At 71.9% G+C, this 25,176-nt stretch carries 20 protein-coding genes; 18 read left to right on the forward strand and 2 right to left on the reverse strand.

Annotated elements, in window-relative coordinates:
• Nucleotides 1-44 precede the first annotated feature (44 nt).
• Entirely contained in the window at nucleotides 45-464 is a 420-nt protein-coding gene (locus FFG40_RS05320) for a hypothetical protein (RefSeq protein ID WP_027464885.1), read from the reverse strand.
• 238 nt (nucleotides 465-702) lie between these two features.
• Between FFG40_RS05320 and FFG40_RS05325 the strand changes: the two genes are divergently transcribed.
• The 15 genes from FFG40_RS05325 to FFG40_RS05395 all read left to right on the forward strand — a co-directional run bounded on the left by FFG40_RS05325 (nucleotide 703) and on the right by FFG40_RS05395 (nucleotide 19,019).
• On the forward strand, nucleotides 703-3,402 hold the full coding sequence (locus tag FFG40_RS05325; RefSeq protein WP_138802491.1) for a glycoside hydrolase family 2 protein: 2,700 nt from the start codon (nucleotides 703-705) through the stop codon (nucleotides 3,400-3,402).
• A 111-nt stretch (nucleotides 3,403-3,513) separates the two neighbouring features.
• A complete protein-coding gene (locus tag FFG40_RS05330; RefSeq protein ID WP_138802492.1) occupies nucleotides 3,514-5,091 on the forward strand; it encodes a sugar transferase in 1,578 nt (525 codons plus the stop codon).
• A 148-nt stretch (nucleotides 5,092-5,239) separates the two neighbouring features.
• Nucleotides 5,240-5,527 carry a twin-arginine translocase TatA/TatE family subunit gene (tatA, locus tag FFG40_RS05335; RefSeq protein ID WP_395876108.1) on the forward strand — a complete coding sequence of 96 codons (288 nt, stop codon included), beginning with the start codon at nucleotides 5,240-5,242 and terminating at the stop codon, nucleotides 5,525-5,527.
• Between the two features lie 103 nt (nucleotides 5,528-5,630).
• Nucleotides 5,631-7,049, forward strand: coding sequence for an MFS transporter (locus FFG40_RS05340; protein ID WP_138802493.1), 1,419 nt, complete (start codon nucleotides 5,631-5,633; stop codon nucleotides 7,047-7,049).
• Nucleotides 7,050-7,102: 53 nt separating this feature from the next.
• The gene (locus FFG40_RS05345; RefSeq protein ID WP_138802494.1) at nucleotides 7,103-9,271 is read left to right on the forward strand and encodes an ATP-dependent Clp protease ATP-binding subunit; all 2,169 of its coding nucleotides are present in this window, start codon (nucleotides 7,103-7,105) and stop codon (nucleotides 9,269-9,271) included.
• A gap of 74 nt (nucleotides 9,272-9,345) precedes the next feature.
• The gene (locus FFG40_RS05350; protein ID WP_138802495.1) at nucleotides 9,346-9,900 is read left to right on the forward strand and encodes a DUF2231 domain-containing protein; all 555 of its coding nucleotides are present in this window, start codon (nucleotides 9,346-9,348) and stop codon (nucleotides 9,898-9,900) included.
• A gap of 45 nt (nucleotides 9,901-9,945) precedes the next feature.
• Nucleotides 9,946-10,599: a response regulator transcription factor gene (locus FFG40_RS05355; RefSeq protein WP_027464882.1), complete on the forward strand. Its 654-nt coding sequence runs from the start codon at nucleotides 9,946-9,948 to the stop codon at nucleotides 10,597-10,599.
• Nucleotides 10,596-11,804 (forward strand): HAMP domain-containing sensor histidine kinase, encoded by a 1,209-nt coding sequence (locus tag FFG40_RS05360; RefSeq protein WP_138802496.1) that lies wholly within the window; start codon nucleotides 10,596-10,598, stop codon nucleotides 11,802-11,804. Before FFG40_RS05355 ends, FFG40_RS05360 begins: the two co-directional genes overlap by 4 nt.
• On the forward strand, nucleotides 11,801-12,319 hold the full coding sequence (locus FFG40_RS05365) for a hypothetical protein (RefSeq protein ID WP_138802497.1): 519 nt from the start codon (nucleotides 11,801-11,803) through the stop codon (nucleotides 12,317-12,319). Before FFG40_RS05360 ends, FFG40_RS05365 begins: the two co-directional genes overlap by 4 nt.
• Complete coding sequence (locus FFG40_RS05370; protein ID WP_138802498.1) at nucleotides 12,316-13,497, forward strand: peptidoglycan-binding protein; 1,182 nt, start codon at nucleotides 12,316-12,318, stop codon at nucleotides 13,495-13,497. The genes FFG40_RS05365 and FFG40_RS05370 overlap by 4 nt, the downstream gene beginning before the upstream one ends.
• Nucleotides 13,494-14,261: an ABC transporter ATP-binding protein gene (locus FFG40_RS05375; RefSeq protein ID WP_260678794.1), complete on the forward strand. Its 768-nt coding sequence runs from the start codon at nucleotides 13,494-13,496 to the stop codon at nucleotides 14,259-14,261. Before FFG40_RS05370 ends, FFG40_RS05375 begins: the two co-directional genes overlap by 4 nt.
• The gene (locus FFG40_RS05380) at nucleotides 14,258-15,445 is read left to right on the forward strand and encodes an ABC transporter permease (RefSeq protein WP_185974097.1); all 1,188 of its coding nucleotides are present in this window, start codon (nucleotides 14,258-14,260) and stop codon (nucleotides 15,443-15,445) included. Before FFG40_RS05375 ends, FFG40_RS05380 begins: the two co-directional genes overlap by 4 nt.
• Before the next feature lie 287 nt (nucleotides 15,446-15,732).
• Nucleotides 15,733-17,058, forward strand: coding sequence for a sugar ABC transporter substrate-binding protein (locus tag FFG40_RS05385; protein WP_221935160.1), 1,326 nt, complete (start codon nucleotides 15,733-15,735; stop codon nucleotides 17,056-17,058).
• 3 nt (nucleotides 17,059-17,061) lie between these two features.
• The gene (locus FFG40_RS05390) at nucleotides 17,062-18,135 is read left to right on the forward strand and encodes a carbohydrate ABC transporter permease (protein WP_138802500.1); all 1,074 of its coding nucleotides are present in this window, start codon (nucleotides 17,062-17,064) and stop codon (nucleotides 18,133-18,135) included.
• Nucleotides 18,132-19,019 carry a carbohydrate ABC transporter permease gene (locus tag FFG40_RS05395; protein WP_260678795.1) on the forward strand — a complete coding sequence of 296 codons (888 nt, stop codon included), beginning with the start codon at nucleotides 18,132-18,134 and terminating at the stop codon, nucleotides 19,017-19,019. Before FFG40_RS05390 ends, FFG40_RS05395 begins: the two co-directional genes overlap by 4 nt.
• A 14-nt stretch (nucleotides 19,020-19,033) precedes the next feature.
• Here FFG40_RS05395 and FFG40_RS05400 read toward each other — a convergent pair whose 3' ends face one another.
• The gene (locus tag FFG40_RS05400; RefSeq protein ID WP_138802501.1) at nucleotides 19,034-21,034 is read right to left on the reverse strand and encodes an acyltransferase family protein; all 2,001 of its coding nucleotides are present in this window, start codon (nucleotides 21,032-21,034) and stop codon (nucleotides 19,034-19,036) included.
• Nucleotides 21,035-21,158: 124 nt separating this feature from the next.
• Here FFG40_RS05400 and FFG40_RS05405 point away from each other — a divergent pair, with 124 nt between their 5' ends.
• The 3 genes from FFG40_RS05405 (at nucleotide 21,159) to FFG40_RS05415 (ending at nucleotide 25,104) form a co-directional block, all read left to right on the forward strand.
• Nucleotides 21,159-21,947 carry a DeoR/GlpR family DNA-binding transcription regulator gene (locus FFG40_RS05405; RefSeq protein ID WP_138802502.1) on the forward strand — a complete coding sequence of 263 codons (789 nt, stop codon included), beginning with the start codon at nucleotides 21,159-21,161 and terminating at the stop codon, nucleotides 21,945-21,947.
• Entirely contained in the window at nucleotides 21,944-22,939 is a 996-nt protein-coding gene (locus FFG40_RS05410; protein ID WP_111192068.1) for a 1-phosphofructokinase family hexose kinase, read from the forward strand. The genes FFG40_RS05405 and FFG40_RS05410 overlap by 4 nt, the downstream gene beginning before the upstream one ends.
• Before the next feature lie 77 nt (nucleotides 22,940-23,016).
• On the forward strand, nucleotides 23,017-25,104 hold the full coding sequence (locus tag FFG40_RS05415) for a fructose-specific PTS transporter subunit EIIC (protein ID WP_138802503.1): 2,088 nt from the start codon (nucleotides 23,017-23,019) through the stop codon (nucleotides 25,102-25,104).
• Nucleotides 25,105-25,176: the final 72 nt, after the last annotated feature.

Consider the following 25,176-nt stretch of genomic DNA (forward strand, 5'->3'; position numbering starts at 1 on the left):
CCCATTCCGCCAACGCCCAGGAACGGCGACCCCGGGCGCGCCGTTCAGGCGAGCGCAGCCGTGATGTACGCCTGCAGGGCCTGCCCGTACGCGATCGCCGGCACCTCGGACGCGAAGCTCCGGTCGGCCCCGCCGATCGTCGCCGTCACGGTGAAGACCACGCGACCGCCGACCTGCACCCGGGTCAGTCCGATGAACGAGGGCCCGAGGAGTTCGCGGAGCTGGTCCTCGCGGGGCAGCCAGAGCGACTCGGTGGCGGTGACCGAGTCGAGCGCCCACTCGGTGGTGCCGTTGAAGCCGAGGATCGTGCCGGTGGGGGAGTCGTGCCGCTCGACGGTCATCTCCGACACCGTGTAGACGTCGTCGTCGATGCCGGGCTTGTCGATCACGAACCGGTCCCCGGTCTCGGGGTGCCAGCGGAGGCCGGCGTCACGGAGGGACCTGGCGAGTTCGACGGTGATCACGTTCCCACCTTGCCCGCGCGACCCGCCCCTGTCACCACCTAGGTTGCCGAAAGCATCCCGTACTAGCATCGCCGAGCACCCCTCGCGCGAGCGCAACCCGTTCGCGCGCGCGACGTGACGACGCCCGGGCAACCGGTGCCGAGCCTCCAGGCCGTGGGAACCGGCCGTGGGTCGGACCGCCGGTCGGCGTCCCCGACCGAGGCTGACGGACACCCTGCCGCCGAAGAGAAGGACCCGCATGACCCTCGAACGCGAGGAACTCCGCGACGACTGGACAGTGACCCTGGCCGGGGGAACCGGCGCGCCGGACGGTGTCGCGGGCCGTGCCATCCCGGCGACGGTGCCTGGCCAGGTGCACACCGACCTGGAGCGGGAGGGCCTGCTGCCGGACCCGACGTTCCACCTGAACGAGCAGCCCGCCAAGTGGGTCGGTCGCGCCGACTGGGCCTACCGCCGCGCGGTCGACGTCGACCCGCGGGGCCACGAGCGCGTCGACCTGGTCTGCGACGGCCTGGACACGGTCGCGGAGCTCAGCCTGGACGGCGTCGTCGTGGGCACGACCCGCAACATGCACCGCCGGTACCGGTTCGACGCCCGGGTGCAGACGGGATCCGGCGGCACCGCGAAGGACCTCGAGATCCTGTTCGAGTCGCCCTACCGCGAGGCCGGCCGGGTCGCCGCGAAGGCCGGCAACATGCCCGGTCCGTACGACGAGCCGTTCCCGTACGTCCGCAAGATGGCGTCGAACTTCGGCTGGGACTGGGGCCTGACGGCGGTCACGAGCGGCCCCTGGCGACCGGTCGCGATCGAGCGTTGGTCGACCGCTCGCCTGCGCGAGGTCCGCCCGCTCGTCGACGTCGAAGCCGGTGAGGGCGTGCTCGATGCGCACATCACCGTCGAGCGCTCGGGCATGAACGACCTGGACCAGGACGGCGAGGACGACGACCTCGTGCTCGTCGTCACCGTCAGCGGCGAGACCGAGGACGGCGGCACCACACGCCAGCGGTCCCGCGCGCAGCTGACCCCGAAGGACGACGAGACGGTCGTCACCGTGCGCGTCCCGGAGGCTCGGCGCTGGTGGCCGCGCGGCTACGGCGCGCAGCCGCAGTACGACGTCGTGGTCGAGCTGCAGACCGTCGACGGCGAGGTGCTCGACCGCGACACGTTCCGCACCGGGTTCCGGTCGACCCGCATCGAGACCCAGGTCGACGGCATCGGCCGCCCCTTCGCCGTGCACGTCAACGGCACGCTCATCGACGTCCGGGGCGTCAACTGGATCCCCGACGACGTCATCGTCTCGCGCGTCGACCGTGCCCGGCTCGAGTCCCGGCTGGGTGCCGCGGCCTCGCTCGGCACGAACCTCGTGCGCGTCTGGGGCGGCGGAGTGTACGAATCGCGCGACTTCTACGAGGTCTGCGACGAACTCGGTCTGCTGGTCTGGCAGGACTTCCCGTTCGCGTGCTCGGCCTACCCCGAGGTCGAGCCGATCCGCAGCGAGGTCATCGCCGAGGCACGCGACAACGTCGCCCGGCTCGCCCGCCACCCCTCGCTGGTGGTCTGGAACGGCAACAACGAGAACATCTGGCTGCACGACGCCGACGGCTGGGGTGCGGAGCTGGGCGATCGGGGCTGGGGACTCGACTACTACCTCGACCTGCTGCCGACCATCGTCGACGCCGTCGACCCGTCGCGCTTCTACACGGTCGCGTCACCGTGGTCCGGCTCCGAGTCGCTGCCCGCGAACGAGGTCGACCACGAGACGCACCACTCGTGGGACGTCTGGAACCGGCTGCCCGACACCGCCTACCGCGAGTCGGTGCCGCGGTTCGTGTCCGAGTTCGGCTGGCAGGCGCCGCCCGCCTGGCGCACGCTGCGTGAGGCGGTCACGGACTCGCCGCTCCGGGTCGACTCGCCCGGTGTGGTCCACCACCAGAAGGCCGCGGACGGGATGGCCAAGCTGGCACGCGGACTCGAGCCGCGCTTCGGCGCGGTCGAACCGGTCGCGTTCGACGCGTGGCACTACCTGACGCAGCTCCAGCAGGCGCGGGCGATCGCGACCGGCATCGAGCACTGGCGCACGCACTGGCCGCGCAACACCGGTGTCGTGGTGTGGCAGCTGAACGACCTGTGGCCGGTGTCGTCGTGGTCGGCGATCGATTCGGCGGGGCGGCTGAAGCCGCTGGCGCACGAGCTGCGCCGTCTGTACGACGACGTGCTGCTGACGATCCGTCCGGTGTCGTCGGTGTCGGTGACGCCGGGTGCGGCAGGGGCCGCTGGTACCGCGGGTGCGTCGGGTGCGTCGGGTGCGGAGCGGACTGGAGGCCCGGATCACCCGGGTGGGTCGCCTGCGGTCGGCGAGACGGCCGACCTGGGCGAGCTCGCGGACACGCTTTCGCTGGGTGTCTCGCCCGGCGCGTTCGGGTCCTCACCGGTCGAGGTGGCCGTCCGGTCGACCCGCACCGGGCACGACAGTGTGGTGCGGGTGCGCCGGATCACCACGGCCGGCACGATCCTGGCCGAGGTGTCACTGCCGGTCCGGTTGTCCGGTGCCGGCGTCGCGGTGGTGTCGCTGCCCGAGTCGGTCGGTGTCGTCGACGACCCGGCGAACGAGCTCATCGTCGCGGACATGGACTGGCGCCGCGCGGTCTGGACCCCGGGCCCCGACGCTGCCATCCGCTGGGAGCCCGCCCGCTACCGGACCTCGTTCGCGGTGGTCGACGGCGGTCTGGACCTGACGGTCGAGGCCGATTCGCTCGTGCGCGACCTGCTGGTGCAGCCGGACCGGGTCGCGGACGGCGGCACGGTCGACCGTGGGTTCATGACGCTGCTGCCCGGAGAACGGGTGGTGTTCCGGCTCGGCGGTGTGACCGAAGCGGACGTGCCGGCGCTGCGAACGGAGCCGGTCCTCTGGAGTCTGGACCGCGCCCTCGCGCGTTGATATACAAAATCGCAGGGTGATATATTTGATCCTGCGCCGCTCGTTGTCGTGATCTGAGCGACTCCGGCGTCCGGTCGACCTCCTCGTCGACCGGTCGACAGGAGGTCTCACATGTCGCTCGCCATGCGCCCACCCACCGGAGCGGTGCCGACCGTGCTGCACTCAACCGTGCTGCACTCGACCGCGGTGCACCCCACCGCGCTGCACCCGAGCGTCCCCGTGTCCTCCCCTGCCGGGGCTGCCGAGGCCACGGCGTCGCACCGCACGGTCGCTCCGGCGGGGGCTCGCCGAGGGTTCGTCCCCGCGGTGGTGCTGCTCGACCTCGTGCTGCTGCTCGCAGCGTTCGTCATCGCCCACGTCGTGCGGTTCCCCTGGGAACTCGCGTCCGTCCGGCCGCGCTCCGGGTGGTTCGAGTTCGTCGTGGCCCCCGCCATCGTCGTGGTCTGGATGCTCCTGCTCTCGGTGTTCCGCACCCGCGACCCCCGAATCGCCGGCATCGGCGGCGACGAGTACCGCCGCCTGGTCACCGCGAGCCTCGTCGCGGTCGCCGGTGTCGCGGTCGTGGCGTACGCGGCGCAGCTCGACCTGGCTCGCGGGTACGTCGCGATCGCGTTCCCGTTGGGCCTCGCGTTCCTGGCGCTCGGCCGCAAGGGGGTCCGGACCGTGCTCGCCCGCAGCCGCGCCAGGGGTGAGCACCTGCAGGACGTCCTGATCGTCGGCGACGCCGAGGACGTCCGCTACGTGGGCGCGCGGATCGCCGCCGCACCGAGTGCCGGCTACCGGGTGCGTGCCGTCGTGACGGACTGTGCTCCGGTCGGGGCCGAGGTCGACCTGGGGGCGGCCATGGCTCCGGTCGTCGGCGGCATCGAGGACGTGCTCGCGCACGCCCGGGCCGAGGGCGTCTCGGCCGTCGTCGTCGCGGGTGCCGTCCGCGGTGGGCACGCGCGCCTCCGTCGACTCGGGTGGCAGCTCGAGGAGCACGGCGTCGAGCTCGTCGTGTCCTCTCCCCTGGCGGACATCGCCGCCGGGCGGGTGCACGAGCGCCCCGTGGACGGGTTGCCGCTCATGCACGTCGAGACGCCCGACTACCGCCGCCGTGCGGGCAAGCGGGCACTCGACGTCGTCGGCGCCGCGCTCGGCCTGGCACTGCTCTCCCCGGTCCTCGCCGTGGTCGCGCTGGCGATCCGCGCCGACGACGGCGGGCCGGTCTTCTTCCGGCAGGTCCGCGTCGGTCGCGGTGGTGCGGAGTTCCCGATCCTGAAGTTCCGGACCATGTGCGTCGACGCCGAGGCGCGCATGGCTGCCCTGCAGTCCGAGAACGAGGGCGCCGGTCCGCTGTTCAAGATGAAGGACGACCCGCGGGTGACCCGGGTCGGTGCGTTCCTGCGACGGACCTCGCTCGACGAACTGCCGCAGCTGTGGAACGTGCTCACCGGTTCGATGAGCCTGGTCGGCCCTCGGCCGGCCCTGCCGCGCGAGGTCGCGCTGTACGAGGACTTCGCGGACCGCCGACTCCTCGTGACCCCGGGGATCACGGGCCTGTGGCAGGTCAGCGGTCGCTCGGACCTCGACTGGGCCGAGGGGGTCCGGCTCGACCTGCACTACGTCGAGAACTGGTCGTTCCTGCACGACCTCGTGATCCTCGCCCGCACCGTCCCGTCGGTGCTGCGGTCCCGCGGCGCGTACTGAGCGCTGCGCCTCCCTGGACGAACGGTGTCCGTTCCGGTGCCCGGCCTGGGCATCCAGGGGCGGGGGAGTTACGATGGATGCACACGGACTTCCGCCGCGTGGGTCGACGACGATCACCGGACGGCGACCAGTTCCACAACAAGGAGTCATGATGCTCGGAAACCTCGGCGGCATTCACCTGCTGATCATCCTCGGGATCGTCATCCTGCTGTTCGGCGCGACCAAGCTCCCGGCGCTCGCCAAGGGCCTCGGCCAGTCGATCAACATCTTCAAGAAGGAGATGTCCGACGACGAGAAGAAGGCCCAGGCCAACGGCACGGCGCCGGACGGCACGGTGCACAACAGCACCGTCCAGAACGCTCCCGCCGAGCCCACCGCCGGTCCGGTCCTGAACCCGGGGCCGAGCGCGCAGCCGAACACCGACTCCCGGCGTTAGGACACCCAGCCCCGTCCTGTCGGCAGCCCCCGCGACCACATCGGTCGCGGGGGCTTCGTCGTGCGGGATCGACCGCCGGGCACCCGTGCCGCAGGATGAGCACATGACCGCTCCCGTTCCCGTCCCGGCCCCCGTGCCGCACGGAGTCGCGCCGCTCCGGGACGACCGGCGGATCGTGCTGGTGGTGGCGATCCTGGCGTCGTTCGTCGTCGGGCTCGACTCGAGCGTCGTGAACGTCGCGCTCCCCGCGATCCGGCAGGAGCTCGGCGGCGGACTCGTCGTGCAGCAGTGGGTCGTCGACGCGTACCTGGTCACCCTCGGCTCGCTCATCCTGGTCGCCGGCAGCCTGTCCGACCTGTTCGGCCGGGTCCGGATCATCACGTGGGGGCTCGTGGTCTTCGGGATCGCGTCCGTGGTGTGCGCCGTCGCCCCGACCGGCGAGGTGCTCATCGTCGCCCGGGCGCTGCAGGGCGTCGGCGGGGCACTCGTCATGCCGAGTGCGCTCGCCCTCATCGTCGCGGCGTTCCGCGGGGCGGCGCAGGCGAAGGCGATCGGCACGTGGACGGCATGGTCGAGCGCGGCCACGATCCTCGGCCCCGTGGTCGGTGGGTTGGTGGTCGACGGCATCGGGTGGCGGTGGGTCTTCGTGCTCACCGCGGTGCCGATCGCCGTCACGATCCCGCTGGTCCTGCGCATCACCGGCGACGTGCACCCTGCGGTGCGCCCACGCATCGACGTCGTCGGGGCCGTGCTCGCCGTGGTCGGGGTCGGCGGTGTCGTGCTCGGGCTCATCGAACAGGAGCGGCTGGGGTGGGGTGCGCCCGTGGTGGTCGGCGCGCTCGTGCTCGGTGCCGCCGCACTCGTGGCGTTCGTGCCGTGGGAACTGCGGGTGACCCGGACGACAGGGTCGCCGCTCGTGCCGCTCGAGCTGTTCCGGGCGCGGAACTTCACGGTCGGCAACCTCGCGACACTGTCCATCTACGGCGCGCTCGGCATGGTGTTCTTCGTCGTCACGCTGTTCCTGCAGGAGGTCTGGCGGTACCCGGCCTGGCTCGCCGGACTCGCGACGCTGCCGCCGACGATCATGCTGCTCGCGCTGTCCACCGCCGTGGGGTCCGCGGCGGGTCGGTTCGGCCCGCGGTGGTTCATGGCCGCCGGGCCGGCAGTGGGCGCGGTCGGGGCGCTCCTGCTGCTGCTCGCCGGCGACGACCCTGCCGGCTACTGGTGGTCGGTGTTCCCGGGGCTGGTGCTGATCGGCGTGGGCATCGCCCTGATGGTCACACCCCTGACGAGCGCGGTGCTCGGGTCGGTGCCGCAGTCCGAGGCCGGGTCCGGTTCGGCCGTGAACAACGCGGTCGCGCGGATCGCCGGCCTCGTCACGGTGGCACTGGCCGGTGTGGTGCTCGGCGGCGAGGTGAGCGTCGACGGGTTGCACCGGGCCATGGTGGTGATGGCGCTCCTGCTGGCGGCCGGTGCCGTCGTCAGCGCCGTCGGGATCCGGAATGTCCCGGAGCGCACGTAAGTTGAGTGGAGTAGACTCAACTCCAGGACCACCGCAACGAAAGGACGGAACGCATGGCGAACCTCCAGGGCGCTCCTGACTCGCAAGAACGACAGAAGACCGCCCTCGAGCAGTACGGCATCGACCTCACGGCGATCGCCCGCAGCGGCAAGCTCGACCCCGTGATCGGACGCGACTCCGAGATCCGACGCGTCTCCCAGGTGCTGACCCGCCGGACCAAGAACAACCCCGTGCTCATCGGCGAGCCCGGCGTCGGCAAGACCGCCGTCGTCGAGGGGCTCGCGCAGCGCATCGTCGCCGGCGACGTCGCCGACTCCCTCAAGGACAAGCGACTCATCTCGCTCGACATCTCCGCCCTGATCGCCGGCGCCAAGTACCGCGGCGAGTTCGAGGAGCGGCTCAAGGCCGTGCTCAAGGAGATCAACGACTCCGACGGGCAGGTCATCACGTTCATCGACGAGCTGCACACCCTGATGGGTGCCGGAGGCGGCGAGGGCTCCGTCGCGGCGTCGAACATGCTCAAGCCGATGCTCGCCCGCGGTGAGCTCCGGCTCATCGGCGCGACGACCCTCGACGAGTACCGCGAGTACATCGAGAAGGACGCCGCGCTCGAGCGTCGCTTCCAGCAGGTCTACGTGGGTGAGCCCAGCGTCGAGGACGCCGTGGCGATCCTCCGTGGGCTCAAGGAGCGCTACGAGGCACACCACAAGGTGACGATCAACGACTCCGCACTGGTCGCGGCCGCGAGCCTGTCGAACCGCTACATCTCGGGCCGCCAGTTGCCCGACAAGGCCATCGACCTGATCGACGAGGCCGCGAGCCGACTCCGCATGGAGATCGACTCCAGCCCGGTCGAGATCGACGAGCTCAAGCGGAACGTCGACCGTCTGCGGGTCGAGGAGTTCGCGCTCAAGCAGGAGAAGGACGACGCCTCGAAGGCCCGCCTCGAGACCCTGCGCAACGAGCTGCACACGCGCGAGGAACGGCTGGCCGAGCTCGAGCAGCGCTGGCAGGCCGAGCGCGCGAGCCTGAACCGCATCGGTGAGCTCAAGCAGCAGCTCGACGACCTGAACATGCGGTCGCAGCGAGCCCAGCGCGAGGCCGACTACGAACTCGTCTCTCGACTGGAGTACGGCGAGAAGCCCCGCATCGAGGCCGAGCTCGCCGCCGCCGAACAGGCCGAGAGCGCCGACCGGATGGTGAACGACAGCGTCACCGACGAGGACATCGCCGCGGTCATCGCGCAGTGGACGGGCATCCCGCTCGGCCGACTGCTGCAGGGTGAGACCGAGAAGCTCCTGCACCTCGAGAGCGAGCTCGGCCGCCGCATCATCGGGCAGCGCACCGCCGTGACCACCGTGTCCGAGGCCGTCCGTCGCACCCGCGCCGGCATCTCCGACCCGGACCGGCCGACCGGTTCGTTCCTGTTCCTCGGCCCGACCGGCGTCGGCAAGACCGAGCTGGCCAAGGCGCTCGCCGAGTTCCTGTTCGACGACGAGAAGGCCCTCGTCCGCATCGACATGAGCGAGTACGGCGAGAAGCACTCCGTGGCCCGCCTGATCGGTGCCCCGCCCGGGTACGTCGGGTACGAGGCCGGTGGACAGCTCACCGAGGCGGTCCGCCGCCGTCCGTACTCGGTGATCCTGCTCGACGAGATCGAGAAGGCGCACCCCGAGGTGTTCGACGTGCTGCTCCAGGTGCTCGACGACGGGCGACTGACCGACGGCCAGGGGCGCACGGTCGACTTCCGGAACACGATCCTGGTGCTGACGTCGAACCTGGGCTCGCAGTTCATGACCGACCTGACCCTGAGCGACGTGCAGCGGGAAGAGGCGGTCCGTGAGCTCGTGCAGCAGGCGTTCCGACCGGAGTTCATCAACCGACTCGACGACATCGTGGTGTTCCAGGCCCTGACGGCCGACGACCTCGGGCAGATCGTGTCGCTCTACGTCGACCGGCTGGCCCGCCGTCTGACCGACCGCCGGCTCGAGCTCGCCGTCACCCCCGAGGCGCGCGGCTGGCTCGCGGAGCGCGGGTACGACCCGCTGTACGGCGCGCGGCCCCTGCGTCGCCTGATGCAGCGACAGATCGACGACCGGTTGGCACGCGCCATCCTCTCCGGTGACGTCCGCGATGGCGACACGGTGCGGGTGGACGTCGCGGCGGACGGCGACGGCCTGACGGTCGAGCCCTTCGAGCTGGCCGAGATCGTCGAGGAGTAGTCCACCAAGACGGACGGGAGGCCCGTCAACGGTTCCTGGGACCGGCGACGGGCCGCTCGTCTACCGTCCACGGCATGCCTGAGATCCGCGCGATCCGTCGCCTCACCGACGCAGTCGAGCACGCGAGTGTGCTCGACAAGGCCGTCGACATCGACCGTGCCGTCGTGAACGCCCTCGCCAAGCCGAAGGCCCTGCGCCAGCTGCTGCACGGCGTGCCGTTCGGTCACCCGATCCACCCGCTCATGGTCCAGGTGCCCCTCGGCGCCTGGATCTCCGCCGCGGTCCTCGACCTGCTCGGCGGGAAGGGCAACGCGAAGGCCGCCAAGACCCTGGTCGGCGTCGGGGTCGTCTCGGCGAGCAGCGCCTCGGTCGCCGGCTACGTCGACTGGTCCGAGCTGAACCGCGAGCAGCTCCGCACCGGATGGGTGCACCAGGCCGTGAACTGGACCGGCCTGTCGTTGTACGGCCTGTCGTGGCTGCAGCGGAAGCGCGGCAACCACGGCGCCGGCAAGCTGCTCGGCTTCGCGGGTCTCGCCGTCGTCAGTGTCGGCGGGTACCTCGGTGGGCACCTGTCCTACCGCCAGCGCGCCGGCGTCAGTGCGCACGGCGAGGTGCCGTTCGACGCCTGATCCACTTCCCAGGTTCGTCAAAGGTACGTCACGTGTGATGTATCGATGCGCGTACTCGTGGTGGACGACGAACGGGCCCTCGCCGACCTGGTCGCGACGGGCCTGACCCGGCAGGACATGGCGGTGGACGTCGCCTACCGCGGCGACGACGCCGACGAGTTGCTGGCGGTGCACGACTACGACGTCGTCGTGCTCGACCGTGACGTCCCCGGTCTGCACGGCGACGAGGTCGCACGGCGGCTCACCGCGCGCGGTGCACTCACGCGGATCCTCCTGCTCACCGCCGCGACGACGTTGAGCGACCGAGTGCACGGGCTCGAGCTCGGCGCCGACGACTACCTGACCAAGCCGTTCGAGTACCCGGAACTCGTCGCCCGGGTGCGCGCGCTCGGTCGGCGGAGCGTCGCACCCGTCGCCCCGGTGCTCGAGCGTGCGGGGTTCGTCGTCGACACGAACCGGCGGATGGCCACACGCGACGGACGGCCGCTCGACCTGACCTCGAAGGAACTCGGGGTGCTCGAGACGCTGCTCCGCGCGGACGGTCGGATCGTGTCCGCCGAGCACCTGCTCGAGAAGGTCTGGGATGTGAACACCGACCCGTTCACCGCCGCGGTCCGCGTGACGATGTCGAAGCTCCGCCGGAAGCTCGGGGACCCCGACCCGATCCGGACGGTGCCCGGCCAGGGCTACTCGCTGTGAGTCGGTGGGCCCGGGGCTGGAGCATCCGGACCCGGACGGCCCTGACGTTCGCGCTCGCGGCCATGGCACTGGCGACGGGGGTCGTCCTCTTCACGAACACGATGTCGCTGGCCGGTGTCGGTGCCGGCCTCGACACCGCGGCCGTGCAGCGCCCGCCGTCCGGATCGCCGGGTGCCACGACCGCTCCGGCCCCGATCGAGGTGGACGGCACCGCCGACGACGGTGCGGTGGCTGTGATCCGGCTCGTCGCCGTGCAGCAGTGGCAGTGGTCCGCGATCGGGATCGCGGGCGCCGGGCTCGCGGCCGGGGGCATCGGCTGGCTCGTCAGCCGCCGGGTCCTCCGGCCCATCGACCGGATCACCGCGACCACGAACCGCATCTCGGCGTCGAACCTGCACGAGCGCATCGCGCTGGACGGTCCGGACGACGAGCTCCGGCGGCTCTCGCGCACCGTCGACGACCTGCTGGAGCGGCTCGAGACCGCGTTCGAGAGCCAGCGTCGGTTCGTCGCCCAGGCGTCCCACGAACTCCGGACGCCCCTCGCGGTGCAGCGCGCGGCGGTGCAGATCGGTCTGCACGACGACGCCGACCCCGCGGACGTCCGAGCGGTCCGGGCGGAGCTGCTGGAGCAGAACCGCCGGACCGAGCGGTTGGTCGAGTCGTTGCTCGTGCTCGCCGAGGCCGATCGCGGCCTGGCGGGCGCGACGCGCGCGGTCGACCTCGACGAGGTGACCGCCGAGGTCGTCGCGGGGGCGGCCCGGGACGCGGCCGAGGCGGGGGTGACGCTGACCCATGAGCGCCGCACCGGGCCTCCCGGCCTGGTCGTACCGGGGGAGCCGACGCTGCTGCGCCAGCTGCTCGGCAACCTGGTCGGCAACGCCGTCGAGTACAACGAACCCGGCGGCGCCGTCCTGGTGACCACGGAGCCGGACGGCTTCGTCGTCGAGAACGGAGGGCCGGTGGTCCCGGCGGACGAGGCGGGGTTGCTCGTCGAGCCGTTCCGCCGCGGTGGGACCGATGCCGGACGCGGCCAGCACAGCGGTCTGGGTCTGTCGATCGTGGCCGCCATCGTGCACGCGCACGGATGGCAGCTGTCGATCACCGCACGGCCGACGGGCGGGCTGCTCGTCCGGGTCCGTGTTTCGCCGGTGCAACCCGACGAGCACGCGGGGCGAAACAGTCGTTCCGGTGTGCTGGAGGCATGAACCACACCACGAAGACGACCACCCGTCGCACCCGGTCCCTGATGAGCGCGGCCGCGGCCGTCGTCCTGCTGCCCCTGCTGCTCGTCGGCTGCTCGGACACGGCACCGGACGACGACACGACGACGGCAGCCGGGAGTGCGGCGCCCGGCGTCGCCCTGGCCGAGTGCATGCGCGACCGCGGGTACGACATGCCCGACCCCGGCACGGGTGGCGGGTCGATGCAGCTCAGTGCACCCGACGGCGTCGATCCCGAGCAGTACCAGAGGGACCTCAAGGGCTGCCTCGACGACTCCGCAGCCGCCGGCGACGCGCAGGCCGCGCAGCCGATGCCGGGCAGCGAGGAGATCGCCCGGAAGACCGCGGAGTGCCTGCGGGAGCAGGGGTTCCCGGACTTCCCGGACGACCAGGAGGCGCAGAACCGGTTCCAGCCCGACGACCAGGAGGCGTTCGACGAGGCCGCCGGCACCTGCACCGACGCGGCCTTCGAGGCCGTCCAGGGCGGAGCCGGGTCGTGAGCCACCGGCGCGCTCGACGCCGGACGATCGTGTCGGTGTGCCTCGTCGCGGCGGTGGCCGCGGGGGCCGGGACGTGGGCCCTCGCCACGGTGCCGAGTGGTCCGGGACCCTCGGCCAGCAGCGGGTCGCGCGGCGGGACCGCGTCGACCGGAGCCACCGCCACGGTCACGCGTGGTGACCTGACCGACTCGAAGGTGTTCGCCGGGACACTCGGGTACGGCGCAGCGACGGGGGTCCCCGGTGCCGCCGCCGGCACGATCACCTGGCTGCCCCGCGCCGGAGACGTCATCGAACGCGACGGGGCCCTGTACGCCGTCGACGAGCGGGACGTCCGGTCGATGTACGGCACCGTGCCGCTCTGGCGTGACCTGGAACGGGGGCTGCAGGGCGCCGACGTGCGGCAGCTCAACGAGAACCTGGCCGCGCTCGGGTACGACGTGTCCGTGGACGACCGGTTCGGTCCACGGACCGAGCGGGCCGTCCGGCAGTGGCAGCAGGACCGCGGACACGAGGTGACCGGGGTGCTGACGGCGGGCGACGTCGCCTTCGTCGACGGTGCGGTGCGGGTCGCCTCGGTCGACGGTCGGCTCGGGGAGCGGATCGCCGGCGGAGCGGGTGCGGCGGCGGGTGCGGGTGGTGCAGGCGCAGGCGCAGGTGCGGGTGGTGCAGGCGCAGGCGCAGGTGCAGCGGACGGTACGGGTGCGGCGGCCGGCGCGGGCGCGGCGGCCGACGTCCTGCAGGTCACGAGCACCCGGCGCGTCGTCGCGGCGACCGTGCCCCAGCGCGACGCCGAGCGGCTCGCGGTCGGCACCGACGTCGAGGTCCGGGTGAACGGCGCCGGGGCAGCCATGCCCGGATCCGTCGTCGACGTGCAGCCGACGACGAGCGAGGACGGCGGCACGTCCGTCGACGTCTCGGTGTCGTTCGACCCGGGGAAGCGGACGCTGCCCGCGGCAGCGTCCGCGCAGGTCGACGCGAAGGGCGCCACCGAGCACGACGTCCTGTCCGTGCCGGTCGCCGCACTCGTCGCGGGCGCCGGTGGCCGGTACGCCGTCGACGTCGTGCAGCGGGACGGCACGACGGAGCGGGTCCGGGTCGAGCCCGGCTTCAGCGCGGACGGACGGATCGCGGTCACGGGTGACCTGGCCGCAGGGGACCGCGTGGTGGTGCCCGGATGAGCGCCGCCGTGCTGCCCCCCGCCGCCGTGCCGTCAGCCGCCGCCGTGCTGCCAGCCGCCGCCGTGCCGCCACCCGACTCCGTCCTGTCGCTCCGTGACGTCACGAAGACCTACGGCGACGTCGGAGCCCTGCGCGGGGTGTCGCTCGAGGTCACCGCGGGCGAACTCGTCGCGGTCGTCGGCCCGTCGGGATCGGGCAAGTCGACGATGCTCAACGTCGTCGGGACCCTCGACCGTCCCACGTCCGGCACGGTGACGATCGCCGGCAACGACGTCGCGACGATGTCCGACGACGCCCTGTCCGGACTCCGTGCCGACCACATCGGGTTCGTCTTCCAGCACTTCCACCTGCAGGCCGGCGCGACCGCCACCGAGAACGTCGCCGACGGCCTGCTCTACCAGGGCGTGCCCCGGCGCGAGCGGCACCGACTGGCGGTCGAGGCCCTGGGCCGCGTGGGCCTGGCGCACCGGGTGGACCACCGACCGCACCAGCTCTCCGGCGGGGAGCGCCAGCGCGTCGCCATCGCGCGGGCCGTCGTGGGTGACCCGACGATCCTGCTCGCCGACGAACCGACGGGTGCACTCGACACGGCGTCCGGTGCCGCGGTGGTCGAGCTCCTGCGCGAGCTCAACGCGGCGGGCACGACGGTCGTGGTCATCACGCACGACCTCGACCTGGCGGCGTCACTGCCCCGGCAGGTCCGGATGCGTGACGGCCGGATCGAGCACGAGGTCGCGTCGGTCACCGACGAGGTCGCCCGATGAGCCGGCGTCGGTCCGTGGGCGCGGTCGACCTGCTCCGCCTCGGCGTCTTCGGGTTGCGGACCCGTCCGGGTCGCGTCGTGCTGTCGGCGCTGGGCATCGCTATCGGCATCGCGGCGATGCTCGCGGTCGTCGGGATCTCGTCGTCGAGCAAGGCGAAGGTCGACCAGGTGCTCGACACGCTCGGCACGAACGTTCTCACTCTGACCCAGGCGCAGGGCCTCGGCGAACCGGTCCCGTTGCCGTCCACCGCACTCGAGTCGGTGCTGCGGCAGGACGACGTCGAGTCGGCCGCGGCCGTCGGCACCGTGCCGGACACCGGTGTGTACCGGAACGACCACGTCCCGGCACCCGAGACGAAGGGCCTCGGGGTGCTCGCCGCGTGGGGCGACGTGCCACGGGTCCTCGGCGGCCAGCTCGCAGCCGGGCGGTGGATCGACGACGCAGCCGGGGCGCCGCCGCAGGTCGTGCTGGGGGCGCGGGCGGCCGCGGTCCTCGGCTTCGACGACCTGCACCCGGACAGCCGGGTCTGGATCGGCGGTCGGTGGGTGCAGGTGGTCGGGGTGCTCGATCCCGTCGCGCTCGCCGAGGACCTCGACTCGCGGGTGTTCGTGCCCCGCGGGTTCGCCGGACAGCTGGGCTTCGACGGGGCTCCGACCGCGGTCTACACGCGCGTCGACCCGGCGCACGTCGAACGGTCGAGGGACCTGCTCGCCGGTGCGGTCCGACCCGGGGCACCGCAGGACGTCGGCGTGACACGGCCGTCGGACGCGTTGGCCGCGAAGGACGCCACTGACGACTCCTTCACCGGGCTGCTCGTCGGCATCGGCGGGGTGGCGCTGCTGGTCGGTGGCATCGGGGTGGCGAACACGATGGTGATCACCGTCCTGGAACGCCGCGCCGAGGTGGGCGTCCGTCGTGCGCTGGGGGCCCGTCGTCGGAGCATCCGCGACCAGTTCCTGGTCGAGTCGTTGCTGCTGTCGTTCCTCGGCGGGCTGGCCGGCGTCGTGCTCGGCGTCGCGGTGACGGTCGTCTTCGCCGTCACGCAGGGCTGGCCGGTCGCACTGCCGGTGTGGGCCGTCGTCGGGGGACTCGGCGCCACGGTCGTCATCGGCGGGGTCTCCGGGCTCTACCCGGCGGCACGCGCGGCGCGGATCCCGCCGACGTCCGCCCTGGCGGCCGTCTGACGCGTGCGGTGGACGCACGCCCTGGAGGCCCGGTGCCGGTCCGGCGGACCAGCACCGGGCCTCCAGGCGGTCGCTTCCCCACACCGGACGCGAGTCGCAGATCATGCCTGGTCATGACCACCTGGTCAAGCATCTGCGTCGATCTGTTCGACATCCGTGATGCCCCGGAAACACGCGGATCGAAAGCGGTCACAGGGACCGATCCAACGGTTGACAAGGGGCCGTGCAGGGTCTTCTATTGCGAATACGCAACGTCCTTTCATAAAGGTCGGACCAAGGGAGTCATCGTGACACGAACGCGTTTCGCCGCACTCGGTGCGCTCGCCCTCGCAGGCGCGCTCGCCCTCACCGGGTGCTCCGCCGGGAGCAATGCCGCTTCCGACGGCGGCACGAAGTCCATCGGCACACCCGATGGCAAGGGCAAGACCATCACCGTCTGGATGATGAACGGCGACCTGAGCGACAAGGTGCTCGACGCCGCCGGCAAGCAGTTCACCGCCGACACCGGGGCGAAGGTGAAGATCCAGACCCAGCAGTGGGACGGGATCACCACCAAGCTCACCACGGCGCTCGCGCAGAGCGACGCCCCCGACGTCGTCGACCTCGGCAACACGCAGGTGCCGATCTACGCGGCCGCTGGCGGTTTGACCGACCTGACGCCGTACCGCGACGAGCTCAAGGACGGCCAGACCTGGCTCACCGGGCTCGAGGGCCCCGCCACCGTCGACGGCAAGCTCTACGGGGCACCGCTGTTCGCCGGCAACCGGGCCGTGGTCTACGACAAGAAGGTGTGGAAGGACGCCGGCGTGACCGACGTGCCGACCACCTACGACGAGCTCACCGCCGACCTCGACAAGGTCAAGGCCGCCAACCCGGCCAGTGACTTCTCCGCCTTCTACATGCCCGGTCAGTACTGGTACGGCGGGCTGCAGTGGGTCTGGGACGCCGGCGGCGAGATCGCGACGGACAAGGGCGGCAAGTGGACCGGCACGCTCGACTCCGCGAACGCGGTCGAGGGGCTGACCGCCTGGAAGGACTTCCAGAACGCGTACTCGGCGAAGTCCACCCAGGACATCAACACCGACAAGCCCTCGCAGAGCGACGTCTTCGCGCAGGGGAACACCTCGGCGTTCCTCGGATCCGCCTGGGAGATCGGCTCGATCACCACGGCGAAGCCGGAGCTCGCCGACCGCATCGGCACGTTCCCGATGCCGTCGTCCACGGCGGGGAAGACGCAGCCGGTGTTCCTCGGCGGCTCCGACCTGGGGATCCCGGCCAAGGCGCAGAACCAGGAGCTCGCGCTGTACTACCTGAAGATCCTGACCTCGAAGGAGTTCCAGCAGGACCAGGTGTTCGGGGTCGACGGCTGGGAGCCGAACTCCACCGAGCTGCTCGACGCGGTCGCCGGCGACGTCGACGAGCTGCACAAGCCGTACTTCGAGGCGGCCGGCACGAGCCGACCGACCCCGGCCACCCCGGGCTGGGCCACCATCGAGGGCGACGCCTCGTTCCAGTCGATGTTCGCCGACGTCGCCACCGGCCGGAAGTCGCCGGAGCAGGCAGCCGAGGGCTTCTCGGAGCACCTCACGACCGCGCTGAACGCGCAGCCGTAGGCGATGACGTCCACTGCGGAGCCGGTGACCGACGCGGAGCAGTCCGCGCCGGTCACCGGCGGGCGGGGCGCCGGCGGCCGGCGTACCGGAGGCCGGTGGGCCCGGGGTCGGCGGGCCGACGGGCCGGTTCAGGGGCCGTCGCGGGGTTCCCGGCCGGGTGGGCGCGACGCGGGTCGTCGGTCGCCGGTCGGGTCGCGGGCGCCGCTCGTCCTGCTGGCCCCGGCGGCGCTGCTGCTCCTGGCCCTCGTCGTCTACCCGCTCGTCCGGCTCGTCGTCATCTCGTTCCAGGACTACGGGCTGCGGGCGATCTTCACCGGGCAGGCCGGGTTCACCGGGCTGACGAACTACACGGACGTCCTGACCGACGCGTCGTTCTGGCCGGTCATCCTGCGCACCGTGCTCGTGACGGGCGCGATGGTCCTGGGCACGATCGTCATCGGCATGGGGGTGGCGCAGCTGCTCACCCGCCTCGGGGTCGCGATGCGGACGATCGTCAGCGTCGTGCTCGTGCTCGCCTGGGCGATGCCGAACGTGGCCTCGAGCCTGGTCTGGCAGTGGCTCTTCCAGCCGTTCTACGGCGTGCTCAACTGGCTCATCACGCAGCTGCGGGTGTTCGGGGACCACACGCAGGACAACTGGGCGTCGCACCCGGGGCAGGCGTACACGATCGTGCTGACGCTCGTCATCTGGCAGGCCGTGCCGTTCGTGGCGCTGACGCTGTACGCCGCGCAGTCCCAGATCGCGCCGGAGTACTACGAGGCCGGTGCGCTCGACGGGGCCTCGGTGTGGACGATGTACCGCGCGATCACGCTGCCGGCACTCGCGCCGACGCTGCTGCTCGTGTCGATCCTGTCGGTGATCTGGGACTTCAACGTCTTCAACCAGATCTGGCTGCTCACCCGCGGCGGACCGGAGGAGGCCACGCTGACGCTCGGCATCTGGACCTTCGTGCAGTCGTTCGTGTCCAACGCCTACGGGCAGGGCGCGGCGATCGCCGTGATCTCGACCCTGTTCCTCGGGGTGCTCACCAGCTACTACATCCGCCGGCTCGTCCGCAGCGGTGAGGAGGACCTGTGACCGTCTCGAGAACGGAGCCCCGTACGAGCGGGGCGTCCGCGCCGGGGCCCGTGCGGGTGCGCAAGCGCAAGCCACGCGTCCTCGCGAACACCATCGCCGTGCTGTTCTGCCTGGTGTGGGTGTTCCCGATCTACTGGATGGTGAACACCGCCTTCAAGCCCGCCGACGAGGTCACCACGATGACCCCGATCTGGGCACCGCTGCACCCGACGCTCGACAACTTCACGCGGGCGCTCACGCAGGAGGGCTTCCTGGTCTACCTGCGGAACTCCACGATCGTCGTGGTCGCGGCCGTGCTGCTGTCGATCGTCGTCGGGTTCCTGGCCTCGGCGGCACTGTCGCGGTTCCGGTTCCGGGGACGGCGGGCGATCCTGGTCGCGATCCTGTTCGTGCAGATGATCCCGTCGGGTGCACTGCTCATCCCGCTGTTCCTGTCGTTCCAGACCCTCGGGCTGCTGAACAGCTACGTCGGGCTGATCCTGGCGTACGTGGCGAGCGTGCTGCCGTTCTCGATCTGGGTGATGCGCGGCTTCTTCGTGGCCGTCCCCGTCGAGATCGAGGAGGCGGCGAAGGTGGACGGCGCCGGCACGTTCCGGATCCTGTGGAGCGTGCTGTTCCCGCTCGTCATGCCCGGGGTCATCGCCACGAGCGTGTTCGCGTTCATCGCGGCGTGGAACGACTACCTGATCGCGTACGTGATGCTCAAGGACCAGGGGATGTACACGCTGCCGGTGTGGCTCGCCGGGTTCTCGACGAACAAGGGCACGGACTTCGGCGGGCTGATGGCGGCGAGCGTGCTGTTCTCGATCCCCGTCGTGGTGTTCTTCCTCATCGTGCAGCGCCGCCTGGTCAGCGGGATGACGGCGGGTGCCGTGAAGGGGTAGCACGTCGCGTGCTCTCAGCGGTCGTCGAGGCGGTCGAGCACCGTGCCGAGGGCGGCCTCCATCCTCGGCGTCAGGGCACGGGCCATCGTGTCGGTCAGGTGGTTCGTGTCGCGGTAGACCAGGACGTCCCAGAGCACCGGTGCGCAGCGGTCCTGGCAGATCCACGGCACCGGGTCGACGACGGGGACGCCGGCTGCGGTCGCGGCGGCCGACTGCGCTTCCGAGCGCGCCGTGCCGGTCAGGTCCCGCACCTGTTCGGCGCAGGCGGCGACGTCCTCGATCGATGCGGAGAGGCACCGGCCGGGGGTCTGCTCCCACGCGGGCGTGTCGCCGATGACCACGACCTCGGCCCCCGTCGCCCGGATCCGCTCGATCGTCCGTGCGACGGCGTCGCGCCAGGTGGCCGCGTCGGCGTCTAATCGGTACCCGTTCGCGGCGTCAGCGAGGACCACGAGCTCGGGTCGCATCCGCTCGAGCTGCCGGAACGCATCGCGTCGCCAGACGTCGCACTCGGGGTAGCTCCGTCCGAGTTGCTGCGGACGGACGGCCAGGTCCGCGCTCGGGCACGACGACTTGGTCATGGTGACGAGGGCAGCATCGTGTCGTCCGGCGACGGTCGCGAGCGGTGACGTCCACTGCGCAGCGTGCGAGTCGCCGAAGAGGACCACGCTCCGCTGGCCCGCCCCGTACCGGCAGGCCTTCGTCGACAGGGTCGGGTAGTCGCTGTGGCACCCGTCTCGGTAGACGGGAGGCAGGTCGGCAGCTGCTTCGGCGATGCCCGGCGCGAGGTTCGCCGGGACCGTCCGCGGCGCCCACGGACCGCGGAGGACCGCCGCCGGGGTTGCTGACGGCGCTGCCACTGCGCTGCGGAGCGGCGGGAGCGCGGTCGCGGGGACGACGAGGACCGCGGTGGCTACGACTCCGGTCACCACCACGAGCGACCGGGTTCCCCCTCGGCGGGCCCAGTCGGACATCCGTGTCTCGACGAGCGCGTGCCCGCCCCAGGTGAGCACCACGGTGACGGCGAGTGCGGCGATGGTCTCGGCCGGGTCGAGCGGGCGGTCGAGGGCGAGGGCGGGGACGACGAGCACCGGCCAGTGCCAGAGGTACATCGAGTACGACCGGTCGCCGACCCAGCGCATCGGCCCCCACGCCAGGGCGCGGCGGACCGGGTCGTCGTCATCGCCGGGCAGGACGACGAGCAGAGCGCCGACCACGGGGACGACCGTGAGTGGGCCAGGGAACGGCGTGTTCGCGTCGAACAGGACCGATGCCGCCACGATCAGGCCCAGGCCGACCGGGGCGGTGGCTCGTCGGACGAGCCGCCCGGACCGCAGGACCCGTCGGCGTCCGCGGGCGGCCGTGATGGCGGCGAGTGCTCCGACCCCGAACTCCCATGCGCGGGTGTGCACGCCGAAGAACGTCCACGGTCCGCTGACGGTGCTCCCGATGAGGGTGGCTGCGACGCTGAGTACGCAGAGCACGGCCGTCAGCGCGAACGCGTGACGGCGGAGTGCGGGCACGGCGAGGACGCCGGCGAGCAGCAGCGCCCACACGACGTAGAACTGTTCCTCGACGCCGAGTGACCAGAACTGCTGGAAGGGCCCGGCAGCGTGGTCGGCGAGGTAGTCGGTGCCGGCGTGTGCCAGTCGGAGGTTCTCGGCCCCGACCAACGCCGCGATCGCGTCGACGCGGGCCGCGATCCGGTCGAGTGGGGGCAGCAGGACGTGGACGGCGAGGACGGTCGCCGCGACGGTGACCATCGCGGCGGGAGCGAGTCGGGCGAGGCGCTGTCGGAAGAAGACGATGAGCCGGAGGCGGCCGTGGACCGCATGGTCGCGCAGCAGGTTGCCGGTGATCAGGTACCCCGAGATGACGAAGAACACGTCGACGCCGACGAACCCGCCCTGGACTCCTGACGCGCCCGCGTGGAAGAGCACGACGCCGAGGACAGCGACCGCGCGGAGCCCCTGGACGTCTGGGCGGTGCCGGCGGGCCCCCGTACTGCGGATCATTCTCCGATACTGGTGTATCAGGCATCAGATCACGACTTGTCCACATGTTGGAAACGAAGTGTTGTGTTTGTGTGGGTTCTTGCCGTACAGTGCTCGAAACCCAACGGAACGAAGGAGTTCGGGCATGTACGCAACCGAGCGGCACACGGCCATCGCCGCCGAGCTGCAGTCCGCCGGTCGCGTGTCGGTCGCCGGTCTCGCCGAGCACTTCGACGTCACCACCGAGACGGTGCGCCGTGACCTCGACGCCCTCGAGACCGCCGGGGTCCTGCGCCGCGTGCACGGGGGAGCGGTCCCCGTCGGCCGCTCGAGCGTCGTCGAACTCAGCGTCGCCGAGCGGGAGGGCCAGCACGGCACCGCGAAGTCCGCGATCGCCCGCGCCGCGATGCGCCTGGTACCGCCGACCTTCACGGGCTCGATCGCCCTCGACGCCGGCACCACCTGCGCCGCCGTCGCCTCCGAACTCGCCCGCTGGGAGCCCGAGGTCGCCGGCTCGACGATCACCGTCATCACGAACTCGGTGCCGATCGCTGCCACCCTGCAGCACAGCGAGCACCTCGAACTGCACCTGCTCGGCGGCCGCGTGCGCGGTGTCACGAGCGCCGCGGTCGGCACGGCCACCGTCGAGCAGATCGGCGCCCTCCGGCCCGACGTGGCGTTCATCGGCACGAACGGCCTGTCCGCCGGCTTCGGTCTGAGCACCCCGGACGAGTACGAGGCCGCCGTGAAGGGCGCCTACGTGCTCGCCGCCCGACGGGCCGTGGTGCTCGCCGACGCCGCCAAGCACGGCGTGGAGGCCCTGATGCGGTTCGCGCGCCTGGACGAGATCGACACGCTCGTCACCGACGAACAGCCCCCGGCCGACCTCGCCGGTGCGCTCGCCGACGCCGACGTCGAGGTCGTCGTCGCATGAACGTCCGCATCGTCACCGTCACGCCGAACCCGTCCCTCGACCGCACGATCGAGCTCGCCGGCGAACTGCAGCGCGGCGCCGTCCAGCGTGCGACCCGGTCCACCGCGGAACCCGGCGGCAAGGGAGTCAACGTCTCCCGCGTGGTCGTCGCGAGCGGCGGGGACACCGTCGCCGTCCTGCCCGGCGACGAGCTCGACCCGGTCCTGCTCGGCCTGGCCACGCGCGGCATCCCCACCGCAGCGCTGCCGATCGGGGCGCCGCTCCGGTCGAACGTCACCGTGACCGAGCCGACCGGCACCACGACGAAGCTCAACGAACCCGGCCCCTCGCTCGCCGGTCGCCTCGACGACCTCGCCGCCCTGGTCGCCGACACCGCCGCTGCGACCGCCACCGGTCCCGCTGCCCGCTGGGTCGTGGTCGCCGGGTCGCTGCCGCCCGGTCTGCCCGACGACGCGCTCGCCGTGCTCGTCCGGGCCGTCCGTGCCCGCCACGGTGCGGACGTCCGGATCGCCGTCGACTCGTCCGGGGTGCCGTTCACCGCGCTGCTGCAGTCGGGCGAACGGATCGACCTGGTGAAGCCGAACGCCGAGGAACTCGCCGAGGTCGTCGGCGGCGATCCCGAGGAGTACGAGCGCGACCTCGACGCCGCGGTGGCCGGGGCTCAGCGTCTTCGGCGGAGGAACGTCGGCACGGTCCTGCTCACCCTGGGCAGCGCCGGCGCCGTGCTGGTCTCCGACGAGGGCGCGTTCGCCGCCGCGGCACCGAAGATCGTCGCCCGCTCGACCGTCGGGGCGGGGGACTCCTCGCTCGCCGGCTACCTGCTCGCCGAGGTCGCCGGAGCGTCACCGGAGCAACGTCTCGCACAGGCCGTCGCCACCGGTGCCGCGGCCGCAGCCCTGCCGGGCAGCGACGTGCCGGCACTCGACCACACCGACCCGACGGCGGTCTCCGTCCGGGTGCTCGACACGCACCCGGCACCCGAACCCGCCTGATCCTCCCCACCCCGCCCGACCACCCCACGAACACCTGCACGACCGCGCGATCAGCGCCATTGCGAAGGAGCAAGCACATGTCCGCAGACTCGAGTCCGCGCCTCATCAGCGCACAGCTCGTCGGCCTCGACGAGGACCTCGGCGCCACGTCGACCGACGTCATCCGGGTGCTCGCCGACCGCGTCGCCGCGACCGGCCGCGCCGCCGACGGTGCCACGCTCGCCGACGACGCCATCAAGCGCGAGGCGAGCGTCGGCACGGGCGTCCCCGGCGGTATCGCCATCCCGCACGCCCGGTCGGCGTCGGTGTCCGAGCCGACCCTGGCGTTCTCGCGCCTGGCCCGCAAGGTGCCCTTCGGCGCCCCGGACGGCGACGCCGACATCGTCTTCATGATCGCCGTGCCCGAGGGGGCGGACAAGGACCACCTGACGGTCCTCTCGACCCTGGCCCGCGCACTCATCCGCGAGGACTTCACCGCTGCGCTCCGTGCCGCGACCACGGCCGACGAGATCGTTCAGCTCGTCGACAACGAGGTGAGCGGTGAAGTGGCCGAGGCCGGCGTCGGGAAGGCGAGTGGTGCCTCCGAACCGGCCACCGCGCCGGAGGCGGGCCGCAAGGTCTTCGTCGGCGTCACCGCCTGCCCGACCGGCATCGCGCACACTTACATGGCGGCCGACGCCCTCGTCGCCGCAGCCCAGCGTGCGGGTGCCGAGATGCACATCGAGACGCAGGGGTCCTCGCAGGTCGAGCCCCTCGACCCGGCGCTCATCGCCCGAGCCGACGCCGTCGTGTTCGCGGTCGACGTCGACGTCCGCGACCGCGGTCGGTTCGCCGGCAAGCCGCTCGTGTCCGGACCCGTGAAGCGCGGTGTCGACGAGCCCGACAAGATGATCGCCGAGGCCATCCGCGCCTCGGAGGACCCGCACGCCGCACGCGTGCAGGGTGGTGCCGCCGTCGAGGGCGAGTCCACCGCCAAGAACGAGCACTTCGGCCAGTCGCTCAAGCGCTGGCTGCTCACGGGCGTCAGCTACATGATCCCGTTCGTCGCCGGCGGCGGGCTCCTCATCGCGCTCGGCTTCCTGCTGTCCGGGTACGGCATCGCGCTGACCCACGGTGACTCGGGCCAGAACAACGCCGTCTTCACGCTCACCAACTACACCCTGCTGAACCTGCCGCCGGAGGGCCTCGGCTACTACCTCGGTGCAGCCGCGTTCCAGATCGGGTCCGTGTCGCTCGGGTTCCTGGTCGCAGCACTCGCCGGGTACATCGCCTACGCCATCGCCGACCGCCCGGGCATCGCACCGGGCTTCGTGGCCGGGTCCATCGCCGTGTTCATGAACGCCGGGTTCCTCGGTGGTCTGGTCGGTGGCCTCATCGCCGGTGCCGCCGCGTACTGGATCGGACGCATCCCGACCTGGCGCTGGCTGCGTGGCCTGATGCCGGTCGTGATCATTCCGCTGTTCGCGTCGATCATCGCCTCGGGCCTGATGCTCCTGGTGCTCGGCGGCCCGATCGCCTGGGTCATGACCGAACTCACCGCCTGGCTCAACTCGCTGTCCGGTGCCTCGGCCGTGCTGCTCGGGATCATCCTCGGCCTGATGATGGCGTTCGACCTCGGTGGTCCGGTCAACAAGGTGGCGTACGCGTTCGCCGTCGCCGGGCTCGGTGCCGGGACCGCCACGAACGTGGTGCCGTTCGAGATCATGGCCGCCGTCATGGCGGCCGGCATGGTGCCGCCGCTCGCACTCGCACTCGCCTCGACCGTGCTCTACCGCAAGGGCTTCACGAAGCCGGAGCGCGAGAACGGCAAGGCCGCGTGGCTGCTCGGTGCGTCCTTCATCTCCGAGGGTGCGATCCCGTTCGCCGCTGCCGACCCGCTGCGCGTCATCCCGGCGTCGATGGTCGGTGCCGCGATCACGGGTGCGATCTCGATGGCTGCCGGCGTGACCTCGCGAGCGCCGCACGGCGGGATCTTCGTCTTCTTCGCGATCGGTGACGTCCTGATGTTCGTCGTCGCGATCCTGGCGGGCACCGTGGTGTCCGCGCTGGTGCTCGTCGCCCTGAAGAAGTGGGTCCGTCGTCGCCCGGTCGACGAGGCCGCTGCGGGCAGCGAGGCTGCCGTGGCCGGCGAGACGGTGGGCCAGCGCGCACCGGTCGCCGCGTAGTCGACGCGACCGCGGGCAAGACGGGAGGCCCGGTGCCAGCTGGCACCGGGCCTCCCGTCCGTCGTGTGGTCG

Origin of the sequence: Curtobacterium sp. KBS0715, from assembly GCF_005938005.2 — a bacterium.
Taxonomy (GTDB): Bacteria; Actinomycetota; Actinomycetes; order Actinomycetales; family Microbacteriaceae; genus Curtobacterium; species Curtobacterium flaccumfaciens.

Excerpts from the sequence above, each read along its gene's own strand:
- FFG40_RS05325 (WP_138802491.1), top strand. The coding sequence starts at position 703 with ATGACCCTCGAACGCGAGGAACTCCGCGACGACTGGACAGTGACCCTG.
- FFG40_RS05330 (WP_138802492.1), top strand. The coding sequence starts at position 3,514 with ATGTCGCTCGCCATGCGCCCACCCACCGGAGCGGTGCCGACCGTGCTG.
- tatA (WP_395876108.1), top strand. The coding sequence starts at position 5,240 with ATGATGCTCGGAAACCTCGGCGGCATTCACCTGCTGATCATCCTCGGG.
- FFG40_RS05340 (WP_138802493.1), top strand. The coding sequence starts at position 5,631 with ATGACCGCTCCCGTTCCCGTCCCGGCCCCCGTGCCGCACGGAGTCGCG.
- FFG40_RS05345 (WP_138802494.1), top strand. The coding sequence starts at position 7,103 with ATGGCGAACCTCCAGGGCGCTCCTGACTCGCAAGAACGACAGAAGACC.
- FFG40_RS05350 (WP_138802495.1), top strand. The coding sequence starts at position 9,346 with ATGCCTGAGATCCGCGCGATCCGTCGCCTCACCGACGCAGTCGAGCAC.
- FFG40_RS05355 (WP_027464882.1), top strand. The coding sequence starts at position 9,946 with ATGCGCGTACTCGTGGTGGACGACGAACGGGCCCTCGCCGACCTGGTC.
- FFG40_RS05365 (WP_138802497.1), top strand. The coding sequence starts at position 11,801 with ATGAACCACACCACGAAGACGACCACCCGTCGCACCCGGTCCCTGATG.
- FFG40_RS05375 (WP_260678794.1), top strand. The coding sequence starts at position 13,494 with ATGAGCGCCGCCGTGCTGCCCCCCGCCGCCGTGCCGTCAGCCGCCGCC.
- FFG40_RS05380 (WP_185974097.1), top strand. The coding sequence starts at position 14,258 with ATGAGCCGGCGTCGGTCCGTGGGCGCGGTCGACCTGCTCCGCCTCGGC.
- FFG40_RS05390 (WP_138802500.1), top strand. The coding sequence starts at position 17,062 with ATGACGTCCACTGCGGAGCCGGTGACCGACGCGGAGCAGTCCGCGCCG.
- FFG40_RS05400 (WP_138802501.1), bottom strand. The coding sequence starts at position 21,034 with ATGATCCGCAGTACGGGGGCCCGCCGGCACCGCCCAGACGTCCAGGGG.
- FFG40_RS05405 (WP_138802502.1), top strand. The coding sequence starts at position 21,159 with ATGTACGCAACCGAGCGGCACACGGCCATCGCCGCCGAGCTGCAGTCC.
- FFG40_RS05410 (WP_111192068.1), top strand. The coding sequence starts at position 21,944 with ATGAACGTCCGCATCGTCACCGTCACGCCGAACCCGTCCCTCGACCGC.
- FFG40_RS05415 (WP_138802503.1), top strand. The coding sequence starts at position 23,017 with ATGTCCGCAGACTCGAGTCCGCGCCTCATCAGCGCACAGCTCGTCGGC.